Here is an 11049-nt window from a genome sequence, read left to right on the forward strand (position 1 = left end):
CCCGCTGTGCCATCCGGGCCTTACTGCACCGCCTTCAGCGCCTGGTCCATCAGCTCGGGGCCGATCGACGAGCGGAACTTGTCGTAGACCGGCTTGACCGACTTGCGGAAGGCCCCGGCGTCCTTGATCTCGTTGACCTGCATGCCCTTGGCCTTCAGGTCGGCGACCAGCTTCTGCACGTTCTCGCCGCTGGTCTTGCGCTGCGCGGCAGTGGCGGCGGTGCCGGCCTCGCGCACGATCTTCTTCAGGTCGTCGGGCAGCTTGTCGAAGCTGCGCTTGGACACCAGCAGGCCGATCGCCGAATACGTGTGATTGGTCAGCGACAGGTACTTGGTGACCTCGTTGTACTTGTTCGCGTTGATCACCGCGATCGGGATCTCCAGGCCGTCGATCGTGCCCTGCTGCACGGCGGTGAAGGTCTCGCCCCAGGCCATCGGCACCGCGCTGCCGCCGAGCGACGAGAACATGTCGATGAAGACCGGGTTCTGCATCACCCGGTACTTCACGCCGGTCACGTCGGCCGGCTCGGTGACCGGCTTGCGGTTGTTGATCATGTTGCGGAAGCCGCCCTCCATGAAGCCGAGCAGGTAGACGCCCTTGGCAGCCAGCTTCTTCGCGAGCTGCTCGCCGACCGGGCCGTCGAGCACCTTGTGGGCCTGCGCCTCGTTCGCGTACAGGAAGGGCATGTCGTTGAGCTGGAAGCTCGGCTCCACGTTCGCGATCACCGCGTTGGTGATGATGCCGGCGTCCACGGTGCCGAAGCGCATGCCCTCGAGCATGTCCTTCTCGTCGCCGAGCTGGCGATTCGGGAACAGCTGCACCTCGATGCGGCCGCCCGAGCGCTTCTCGACTTCTTCCTTGAAGGCCCGCGCGCCGATCGCGTAGGGATCGGTCGCGCCGTCGGCGGTGGTCCAGCCGAGCTTCAGCGTGGTCTTCTGCGCGAGCGCGGGGGCCGAGGCCAGGCCGGCGGCCGCGACCGCCAGGGCGACCGACAGCGTCTTGAGCTTCAGGGTGATGGACATGGTCGTTCCTCCTTTGGATGCGTGATCGTCTCTTCGCGTGCTGTGTGCCCGCCGCGGCCTCAGCCGGCTGCGAGCTTCGGGAAGTCGTAGAGAACGGTGGGGTTCTCCACCAGGATACGCCGGCGCGTGTCGGCATCGGGCACCCAGTCTGCCAGCATGTCGACCAGGTCGGCGTCGTTCGGCATGGCGGTGGCGATCGACGGGTGCGGCCAGTCGGTTCCCCACACCATCCGGTCGGGGCGCCGCTCGACCAGCGTGCGCGCGATCGGGGTCACGTCGTCGAAGGGCAGCGCCTTGCGCGCGGTGATCCGGTACGGGCCGGACAGCTTCACCCAGCAGCGGCCGGTGTCGAGCAGGCGCAGCAGCGCGGCGAAGCCGGGATCGCCGGGCGCCTTCGCGGCCGCGCAATGGCCCATGTGGTCGATGACGACCGGCGTCGGGAAACCGGCCAGCTCGCGGTCGAGCTCCGGGTGATTGCTCACGTCGATCAGGAACTGCACATGCCAGCCGCGCGCCGCGATTCGCTCGGCCAGCGGCCGCGCCGCCGAGATCGGCACGCCGCCCTTGAACAGCACGTTGACCCGCACGCCGCGCACGCCGCCGGCATGCAGCGCGTCGAGCTCGGCCTCTGGCACGTCGGGCGCGAGCACCGCCACGCCGCGCAGCCGCTCCGGATGCGCGTGCAGCGCGTCCATCATCGCCGCGTTGTCGGTGCCGTACACGCTGGGCTGGACCAGCACGCCGCGCTGCACGCCGAGCGTGTCGTGCATCGCCAGGTACTCGGCCAGCGGCGAGTCGGGCGGCGTGTAGCTGCGCGGCGTGGAATACGGAAAGCGCGAGGCCGGCCCGAACACGTGCGCGTGGCAGTCGCAGCTGCCCGGCGGCAGGGCCAGCGCGGGGCGCCGCGGATGGCGATCGGGGCCGGGAATCGGCGGCGCCTCGTCGTGGTCGGGGGACATCGTGTCTCCGGGATGGCCGCGCGCTCGCCTGCCGGGTCGCGGTTTCGCTTCCATGTCGGAACGCGGCACTGCCCGTGCGACGGCGCGGTTTCGTTCTAGGGTCGTGCAGTACACGCGATCCGGCAACGATCAGTCAAGCGCCGCTGCCCGCGCGCGGTCCGTTTGCTCGCAGTTCGCCCGACGCGCGCCGGGCGGGCGACGACGATTTTGCGGACAATGAGGGATTCTCCCGATCGCCCGCACGCGCCCCGCCCGGCCCATGTCAGCCGACCCACGATCCACCGACGCCGATTCCGCGCCCGCCGGCCCCGGCCGCTGGACGATGCTGCTCGCGCTGGTCTCCGCGTTCGCGATGAGCCAGGCCTTCCGGACGGTGGCGTCGATCATGGCGCCGTCGCTGCAGCAGGAGTTCGGCCTGTCGGCGCAGGCGCTCGGGCTGTTCGCGGCCACCTTCCACTTCTCTTTCGCCGCGCTGATGCTCGCGATGGGCATCGGCGTGGACTTGCACGGCTCGCGGCGCACCGTGCTGACCGTGTTTCCGCTCGCGATCGCGGGCGCGGCAGTGGCGGCGCTCGCGCCGAACTTCGCCGTGCTGCTGCTCGGCCAGGCGATGATCGGCATCGGCTGCTCGCCGGCCTTCGTGGCGAGCACCGTGTTCATCTCGCGCAGCTTTCCGGGCGAGCGCTTCGCGGCGATCTCGGGCATCGCGATGGCGGTCGGCACGATCGGCATGCTGCTGACCGGCACGCCGCTGGCCTGGCTGATCGAGGCGAGCTCGTGGCGGGCCGGGTTCGGCGTGCTGGGCGGGCTGTCGGTGCTGTCGTGGCTGGCGATCCACCGGCTGGTGCGCGAGCCGGCACGCGGCGACGGCCTGGCGCCGCAAACGCTGCGCGACGCGCTGCGCGGCTTCGTGGCGCTGCTGCGCATGCCGCACACCTGGGGCATCGTGGCGATCGGCGGCGTCTGCTACGCGTCCTTCGTCACCCTGCGCGGCCTGTGGCTCGCGCCGATGATGGTCGAGCGCTACGGCTTCACGCTGGTGCAGGCCGGCAACGTGGCGGTCGCCGCCACGCTGGCCGCGCTGTTCGGCCCGCCGGCCTTCGGGCGCATGGACCCGGGCCCGGGCAGGCGGCGCAAGGTGATCGTGGCCTTCTCGCTTGGCGCGGTGGCCTTCTTCCTGGTGCTGGCAGCCGACCCCGGCGCGCTCTTCACCGCGATCGGCATCCCGGTGTTCGCCCTGCTGTCGGGCTACTCGATCCTGCTGTACACCGAGGCGCGCGGCGCCTACCCGGCCGCGATGGCCGGCCGCGCGATCTCGCTGTACACGATGGCGATGTTCCTCGGCGTGGCGGTCATGCAGTGGCTGACCGGCGCGGTGGCCTCGGCGGCGGCCGGCTGGGGTGTGCCCACGTTCGCGGCGGTGTTCGGCACGGTGGCCGCGATGCTCGCGGCCGGCACGATCGCCTTCGCGCTGTCGCCGAAGCCGCGGGCCGACGATGCGCGATGAAGGGCCGCGACGACCCCGGCCCGGGCGAAGCGACCCGAGCCGCGTGCCCGCCGGTCAGACCGCCAGCACCCGCTCCAGCGGCACGCCCCGGCAGTCCATCTCGTATTCGAGCTCCTGGACCGGCGGCCGGTTGAAGTGCCAGGTGATGCCGGCGCGCATCGCGCCGCGCCGCACCAGCTCGTCGCCGAGGAACGGGTGGATGTCGTGCACCGTGTAGACCTGCGTGGCGGTGCAGTCCTCCCAGCCGAAGCCCAGCGCGCGCAGCCGGTTCTCCATCTCGCCGAGCACCCAGCGCGCCTTGGTGCGCAGGCCGGCCGGCGACACGTCGCCGCGCGCGACCACGTTGTCGCGGTAGTCGCCCTTGCCCTCGGCCGACTCGCCGCTGCCGGCCACCACGAAGGACGGCGCCGCATCGGCATCGGGCACCGTGTAGCAGAAGGCGTGGAAGCCCGGCTCGGCCGGCGGGTCGAGCTCGGGGCACACGTTGCTGCGCGCCACCGGGTTCACGTCGCCGCTCATCAGCCCCCAGCGGCGCAGCGTGACGATGTAGATCGCGTTGAAGTCGCGAAAGCCCTGCTCGGTGAACGGCGCGGGCGAGCGCAGCTCGCAGGCGCAGAACGCGGTGTTGGGCCGGCCGATCGAGGCCAGGTGGCGCTCGATGCGCTCGAAACCCTCGGCGAGCGGCACCACCTTCGAGAAGCGCACGCGCTCGATCCGGAAGCCGGGCTCGGCGGCCACGCCGCCGGAGTACTGGGACACGGCAGGGATGTAGCGATAGCCGCCTGCGGCGAGAACCTGGGTGCTCATCTTGTTCGTCTCCTGGAACTGGGAATCATTCGGCGAGCACGCCCAGGTAGGCCTGGCGCACTGCCGGGTCGCGCAGCAACTCCTGGCTGGGCCCGTGCTGCACCACCTTGCCGGTGTCCATCACGTAGGCCGAGTGCGAAAGCTCGAGGGCGGTCACGACATCCTGCTCGACGACCAGGATGGTGAGGCCCTCGTCGCGGTTGAGCGCCACCAGCGCCTCGATCAGCTGCTCGACGAGCAGCGGCGACAGGCCCAGCGACAGCTCGTCGATCATCAGCAGACGCGGCGCGCTCATCAGGCCGCGGCCGATCGCGCACATCTGCTGCTCGCCTCCCGACATGGTGCCGGCAGCCTGGTTGCGTCGCTCCTTGAGCTTCGGAAAGATCGTGTAGATGCGGTCGAGGTCGCGCTGCAGCTCGGCCCGGCCGATCCGGCGCAGGAAGGCGCCCATGATCAGGTTGTCCTCGACCGTCATCGCGCTGAACAGCCGGCGGCCCTCGGGCACATGGGCAATGCCGCGCCCGAGCACCTGCGCCGGGTCGCAGCCCTGGATCTCCTCGCCTTCCCAGAGCACGCGGCCCGCGCGCGCCGGCACCAGGCCGGACAGCGTGCGCATCAGCGTCGACTTCCCGGCGCCGTTGGAGCCGATCAGCGCGGTGATCTCGCCCTCGCGCACCGCCAGGTCCACGCCCCAGAGCACGGTGATCTCGCCGTACCCCGATTGAAGGCCCTCGATCCTGAGAAGCTCCCGGGCACCGGCCCGCGCCTGCGCCTGCCCGCTCATGACGCCTCCGCCGCGACCTGCGCGTACTTCTTGCCGAGATAGGCCTCGACGACCTTCCGGTCGGCCACGACCTCGGCGGGCGAGCCGTCCGCGATCAGCGCGCCGTTGTGCAGCACGACGATCCGCGAGCACACCGACATGACGACCTTCATCAGGTGCTCGATCAGCACGATCGTGACGCCCGAACCGGCGATCTGCCGGATCAGGTCCATCGCCTGCTCGACCTCGGCCGAATTCAGGCCGGCGTTGACCTCGTCGAGGAACAGCAGCTTCGGATTCATCGCCAGCGCCTTCGCCAGCTCGAGCCGCTTGCGCATGGCCAGCGTGAGGCTGGCCGCCGGCTTGTCGGCGGCGAACGCAAGACCGACGAACTCGAGCTTCTCCGCGGCGACGCGATTCGCCTCGCGAATGCCCGCGCTGCTCGAGAACAGCGCGGCCGCGGCCACGTTCTCCCTGACGCTCAGCTCGGGAAACGGCTGCACGATCTGGAACGTGCGCGCCAGCCCGTTGCGCGCCGTCTGGTAGGGCCGGTAGCGGGTGATGTCGCGCCCCTCGTAGATCACCCGCCCGCTCGATGCGCGGTGCACGCCGGTGATCACGTTGACCAGCGTGGTCTTGCCGGCGCCGTTCGGCCCGATCAGGCCGAGGACCTCGCCGCGCCCGATGCTCAGCGAGACGTCCTGCAGCGCGAGCAGGCCCCCGAAGCGACGGGACACCGACTCCAGCTTCATCAGCTCGGTCATTGGCGCACCCTCGCGGCCTTGAACCGGCGGCCGATCGACACCAGCCCGTGCGGCAGGAACAGCAGCAGCACGACGACCAGGAACCCGAGCACCCCGGAATGCACCTGCAGATAATTGCGCCAGACGATCTCCTCGATGCCGAGGAAGGCGAAGGCGCCGAGCACCGCGCCAGCCGTCGAGCCGAGGCCGCCGAGCAGGGCCATCACGATCGGCTTGACCGAGAACAGCACGTCGTAGACGTCGGGCGGCTCGATGTAGTGGACCCACGCCGCGTAGAGCGTGCCCGCCATGGCCACGAACACGCCCGACAGCGCGAAGGCCAGGCTCTTGTACAGCGTGGCGTTGACGCCGATCATGTCGGCCGCCGACTCGTTCTGCCGGATGCAGACCAGGCCGAAGCCGAGCTTCGACTTCTCGACCGTCACCACGACGACCAGCGTCAGCAGCAGCAGGCCCCACATCGCGAGAAAGAAGAAGGTCGCCTCGGCCGCCGGCCCGCCTGCGGGCAGGGTGCCGAGCGGGATGTTCAGGCCCATGCCGCCGCCGGTCAGGTCCGTGGCCGTGTTGGTGAGCTCGCGCAGCACCTCGGCCACCGCGAGGCTGGCGATCGCGAAGTAGTGGCCCCGCAGCCGAAGCAGCACGGCGCCCAGCAGCATCGCGCCGCCGAAGGCGATGGCACCCGCGAACGCGAGCGCCACGAGCAGCGCGGCCCCCTTGGTGAGCAGCACGCCGCCCACGTAGGCGCCCAGCCCGAAGAAGGCCGCGGTGGCGAACGACGGGTAGCCCGCCAGGCCGCCGATCACGTTCCAGGACACCGACATCACCGCGTACATGCAGAGGAAGGTGCCGAGCCGCAGCGTGTACGACTCGCCGACCAGCGGCAGCGCGCCGAGCGCGAGGATCGCCGCGAACAGAAGGACGTCGCGCGGGCGGATCATTCGAAGCCCCGCTTGCCGAGCAGGCCTTGCGGCCGGAAGATCAGGAACAGGATCAGCAGCGCGAAGGACAGCGTGACCGCGTGCTCGGGCCCGAAGGCCATCGCGCCGAAGCTCTCCACCAGCCCGAGCACCAGGCCGCCGACCACCGCCCCGGGCACGCTGCCCAGCCCGCCCAGCACGCAGACCACGAAGGCCTTGCCGAGGTAGGGCGTGGCCGACAGCGGCGAGATCGGGAAGATCAGCGCGAGCAGCACGCCGGCGCAACCCGCCATCGCCGCGCCCAGCCCGAATGCGGCGGCATAGGTCGACTTCACCTGCACCCCCATCAGCGTGGCCGCATCGCGGTCGAGCCGCACCGCGATGATCGCGCGGCCGACCTTCGACTTCCGCAGGATCACGTACAGCGCCCCGGTGAGCACCAGCGCGAAGCCCATCGCGACCAGCCGGTCGATCGGAACCACGATGTCGCCCAGCGCCACGGTGCCGAGCGGCGGCTCGAGGATCAGGCGACGATAGTCGGCCTTGAAGGCCAGGATCATCGCGTTGTTCAGGATCAGGTCCAGGCCGAAGGTCAGCGTGAGCGTGACCAGCACCGGCGCCGCGATCACCCGGTTCAGCAGGCCTCGCTGCACCGCGTAGCCGATGGCGTAGAACAGCGGCGCCGCGATCGCCAGCGTGAGCCACGGGCTGAGGCCCATGGAGTTGTACGCGCCCCAGGCCAGGTAGGACCCGAGCACGATGAACGAGCCGTGCATCAGGTTGATCACGTTCAGCACGCCCCAGACCAGCGAGAAGCCGGCCGCGATGCAGGCGTACAGGCAACCGAGCACGATCCCGTTGACCAGGATTTGTAGCGTGAACATGGCGATCCGGTGGGCCGATCAGGAGGGCGCGGCGCGGCTCGGGCAGGGCGCGCGCGCTGCCCTGCCTGCGCCGCGCGAGCGGCGAGTCGGTCCAGCGCTTACTTGACGCCCAGCTTGAACTCGCCCTGCTTGATCGCGGGCGGATGGACCACGACCGGCTTGCCGCCCTGGATCTGGAACACCGGCGGCTCGAGCGAGTTGATCTGGCCGGTCGGGCCGAAGCGCACCGGCCCCCAGAAGGTCATCGCGTCCATCGCCGCGAGCTGGTCGCGCACCTTCGCCGGGTCGAGCGTGCCGGCCTTTTCGATCGCCAGCTGGAACAGGACGCCCGCGACCGAGGCCGAGGCCTCGCCGTAGTCCGGATCGGCGTTGTACTTGGCGCGGAAGGCCTTCACGTAGTTCTCGGTCGTGCCGAAGATGTCGACGCCCTTGTACTTGACGGCCGGATGCCACCAGGCCGCGCTGCTGACGTTCTCGGCGCCGGCACCCGTGGCCTCGACGAACTCGCGATACGCCGGACCGGCGATCATCGTGACCACCGGCGCCTCGATCCGCTGGTCGGCCATCTGCTTCTTCAGCAGCACCAGGTCGTTGATGTAGCCGGTGGCGAAGATCCAGTGCGGGCTCACCGACTTGATCTGGGCCAGCGCCGCCGAGTGGTCCATCGTGTTGATCGCGTACTTCTCGAACACGACCACGTTCATGCCCTGCTTCTTCGCCGACTTCTCCATCTCCTGCGCGATGGCCAGCGGGAAGAGGTCGTTGCGCGCGAGGATCGCTACCCGCTTCACGCCCGGCGCCTTCTCGGCCACGATCTGCGACAGCGGGTCGGTCAGGGTCTCGTTGGGCGTGAAGGTGCCGAACAGGTACTTGTAGCCCTGGTTGTAGACCTGGGAAGACGAGGCGGTCGGCGCGATCGTGGGAATGCCGTACTTCTCTGAGACCGTGCTGGCGGCCTTCGCCGCGCCGGAGCCGAAGGGCGAGAACAGGAAGTTGACCTTCTCCTGCGTGATCAGCTTCTCCGCCGCCTGCACCGCGCGCGGCGTGTTCGACTGGTAGTCGGTGTAGACGATCTCGACCTTCATCTTCTTGCCGCCGACGTTGATGCCGCCGGCCGCGTTGACCTTCTCGGCCCACAGGTCGTAGCCCCGCTGCTGCTTCTGCGCCTCGGGAGCGAGCGGGCCGGTGATCGGCAGCGGCGCGCCGACGCGGATGGTTTCCTGCGCCGAGGCCTGCGCGCCGAACAGCGCGGGAGCGAGCGCGACCGCGGTCGCGGCCGCGATCTTCGCCAGGGGACGGGTCGTGCGCGTGGAGAGCGGGACAGTGCCAGGCATGCGGACCTCCGGGTCGAGAGATTGGATTCGCGAATTCAGTCTAGCGGCAGCCCCGCTTCCAGAGAATCACCGATTTTCGACCTTAGCCTTCTGATTTCGAGAACGCTTGGCCGATCGACTCGGCGCGCTGGCGCGGGGAGCGGCGCGGCCGGCGCCCTCGGCCATCCTTTGCTTCAGCGAGTCCGCCACGCGCTCGGCCGCCACCGACAGGGTGCGCGAGGCGCTCGCCACCAGCGTGACCCGAGTGCCCCGCAGCAGCGCGTCCTCGAGAGGCACGGCGACCAGCCGGCCGTCGGCCACCTCGGCCCGCACCGAGTCCATCGGCAGGAACGTCACGTAGTCGGTGCGCTCGACCATCCGCCACGCGAAGCTCAGCGTATTGGTCTCGAGCGCCGCGTTCATCGCCAGCCGGCCGGTGGCCCGCACCCGGTCGATCAGCTGCCGGATCCCGAAAGAGCGATCCGGCAACACGATTCGCCAGGCGACCGCGTCGGCGAGGCGGCAGGCCCGCTTGCCGGCGAGCGGGTGATGCGGGGCGACGATCGCGCAGAGCGGCTGGCTCATGGTGGCCAGCTCGAGCAGGTCGCGCCGCGGGGACTGCCCGAACAGGATCCCGATGTCGACCCTGTGTTCGGCAACCGCCTCGGCCACCGCCTGGGAGCCCATCGCCGAAACGGTCAGCGCGAGGCCCGGATGCCCGGCCAGGAAATCCTCGGCGAAGCCGGGCATGAAGCCCGAGAGCAGTCCCTCGACGCACGCGATGTCGACCTGGCCGCGCTCCAGCGCCTCGAATTCGTGGATCTGCCCGCGCAGCTTCTCCAGCCTGGCGCGGGAGTCGTCGGCGTACTGCAGCAGCAGCCTGCCCGCGGGCGTCAGTGTCATCCCGCGCGCCCGCCGCTCGAACAGCGCAACCCCGAGTTCGTGCTCGAGCACCGCGATCTGCCGGCTCAGGGCGCTCTGCGCCACGAAGAGGCGCTCGGCCGCATGACGCAGCGAGCCTTGCAGCGCGACTTCGCGGAAGTACCTTAGACTCGTCGTTTCGATCACCGCTCGCCCTCTTCGATCGCCACGGATGATGCAGCCGCAGGCCCTCAAGTACTTCGCCGAAGTGGCCCGGTCCGGCTCGCTGCGACACGCGTCCGAAGTCTTCGACATAGTACCGAGCGCGATCAGCAGACAGATCGCCCAGCTCGAGCAGCAGCTCGGTGTCGTGCTGTTCGAACGCTCCACTCGCGGCATGGCCCTCACCGAGGCCGGGCGGGTGCTGCTCGAGCACGTCGACGACGCCGACCGCCGGATCGGCGCGCTGCGGCGCCGGCTCGACGACCTCAGCGAGCTTCGGCGCGGCACCATCCGGCTCGCGGTGGTCGAGGCGGTGACCAACGACTTCCTGCCGCGCACGCTCGCGCGCTTCGCCGAGCGCCATCCGGGCATCGAGTTCCACGTCTCGGTCTGCGGCACCGGGGACATCGCGGACCGGCTCGCGTCGAACGCCGCCGAAGTGGCGCTCGCCTTCAACTCACCTTCGCGCGACGACCTTCTTCTGCGCGCGCGGATTCCCCAGCCCCTGCAGCTGGTGTGCGCGCCCGGCCATCCGCTGCTGGCGCACGGCTCGCTGTCGATGAGGCAGCTCGACGGCGTCGCGGCCGCCCTGCCCGATCGCAGCTTCGGCATCCGGCGCCTGATCGAGCAGGCCGAGGCGTCGGCGCGCGTGCGCCTGCGGGTTGCCCTGGAAAGCGACTCGCTGCAGCTGATCAAGAACGTGGTGGCGAGCACCGAGCTGGTCTCCTTCATGCCGCCGATGACCTTCACCCGGGAACTGGCGACGGGCTCCCTCGCGGCGATCGACCTCCAGGGGCCGGTGTTCGCGAAGGCCTCGATCGACGTGCTCACCGCGCGCGGCCACGAGATCTCGCACGCGGCGCGCCGCTTCCTCGACTTCCTGGTGCGCGCGGCCCGCAAGACACGCTGAGCCCCGGCCGCGCTGCCGCGGGGCCGCGCGCCGAGCGCGCCGTTCTCCGCGGCGTTCTCATTCCAGCAACGCGCCGTTGCCGCCCCGTGCCTTTTCCTGCCGCGGCGAGGGGCGTCAAAT

Annotated in this window: 11 protein-coding genes; 2 read left to right on the forward strand and 9 right to left on the reverse strand. The window is 70.2% G+C overall.

Going from position 1 to position 11049, the window contains the following annotated elements; genetic code table 11:
* Positions 1–20 precede the first annotated feature (20 nt).
* A complete protein-coding gene (locus tag M6I34_RS11015; protein ID WP_272485727.1) occupies positions 21–1022 on the reverse strand; it encodes a TRAP transporter substrate-binding protein in 1002 nt (333 codons plus the stop codon).
* 59 nt (positions 1023–1081) lie between these two features.
* Positions 1082–1981: an amidohydrolase family protein gene (locus M6I34_RS11020; RefSeq protein ID WP_272485728.1), complete on the reverse strand. Its 900-nt coding sequence runs from the start codon at positions 1979–1981 to the stop codon at positions 1082–1084.
* Between the two features lie 259 nt (positions 1982–2240).
* Here M6I34_RS11020 and M6I34_RS11025 point away from each other — a divergent pair, with 259 nt between their 5' ends.
* Positions 2241–3488 (forward strand): MFS transporter, encoded by a 1248-nt coding sequence (locus tag M6I34_RS11025; RefSeq protein ID WP_272485729.1) that lies wholly within the window; start codon positions 2241–2243, stop codon positions 3486–3488.
* A 54-nt stretch (positions 3489–3542) separates the two neighbouring features.
* On the opposite strand, the gene cnbZ is transcribed toward M6I34_RS11025, so the two are convergent.
* From cnbZ to M6I34_RS11060, 7 genes are all read right to left on the reverse strand, one after another.
* Positions 3543–4295: a 2-amino-5-chloromuconate deaminase CnbZ gene (gene cnbZ, locus M6I34_RS11030; protein WP_272485730.1), complete on the reverse strand. Its 753-nt coding sequence runs from the start codon at positions 4293–4295 to the stop codon at positions 3543–3545.
* Between the two features lie 25 nt (positions 4296–4320).
* Complete coding sequence (locus M6I34_RS11035; RefSeq protein WP_272485731.1) at positions 4321–5079, reverse strand: ABC transporter ATP-binding protein; 759 nt, start codon at positions 5077–5079, stop codon at positions 4321–4323.
* Positions 5076–5822 carry an ABC transporter ATP-binding protein gene (locus M6I34_RS11040; protein ID WP_272485732.1) on the reverse strand — a complete coding sequence of 249 codons (747 nt, stop codon included), beginning with the start codon at positions 5820–5822 and terminating at the stop codon, positions 5076–5078. Before M6I34_RS11040 ends, M6I34_RS11035 begins: the two co-directional genes overlap by 4 nt.
* Positions 5819–6760: a branched-chain amino acid ABC transporter permease gene (locus tag M6I34_RS11045; protein ID WP_272485733.1), complete on the reverse strand. Its 942-nt coding sequence runs from the start codon at positions 6758–6760 to the stop codon at positions 5819–5821. The genes M6I34_RS11040 and M6I34_RS11045 overlap by 4 nt, the downstream gene beginning before the upstream one ends.
* Positions 6757–7623, reverse strand: coding sequence for a branched-chain amino acid ABC transporter permease (locus M6I34_RS11050; protein ID WP_272485734.1), 867 nt, complete (start codon positions 7621–7623; stop codon positions 6757–6759). The genes M6I34_RS11045 and M6I34_RS11050 overlap by 4 nt, the downstream gene beginning before the upstream one ends.
* 98 nt (positions 7624–7721) lie before the next feature.
* On the reverse strand, positions 7722–8957 hold the full coding sequence (locus M6I34_RS11055; protein ID WP_272485735.1) for an amino acid ABC transporter substrate-binding protein: 1236 nt from the start codon (positions 8955–8957) through the stop codon (positions 7722–7724).
* A gap of 66 nt (positions 8958–9023) precedes the next feature.
* Positions 9024–10004: a LysR family transcriptional regulator gene (locus tag M6I34_RS11060; RefSeq protein ID WP_272485736.1), complete on the reverse strand. Its 981-nt coding sequence runs from the start codon at positions 10002–10004 to the stop codon at positions 9024–9026.
* A 25-nt stretch (positions 10005–10029) separates the two neighbouring features.
* Here M6I34_RS11060 and M6I34_RS11065 point away from each other — a divergent pair, with 25 nt between their 5' ends.
* Complete coding sequence (locus M6I34_RS11065; protein WP_272485737.1) at positions 10030–10929, forward strand: LysR family transcriptional regulator; 900 nt, start codon at positions 10030–10032, stop codon at positions 10927–10929.
* The last annotated feature ends 120 nt before the right edge of the window (positions 10930–11049 follow it).

Origin of the sequence: Zeimonas sediminis, assembly GCF_023721795.1 — a bacterium.
In the GTDB taxonomy this organism is placed as follows: domain Bacteria; phylum Pseudomonadota; class Gammaproteobacteria; order Burkholderiales; family Burkholderiaceae_E; genus Zeimonas; species Zeimonas sediminis.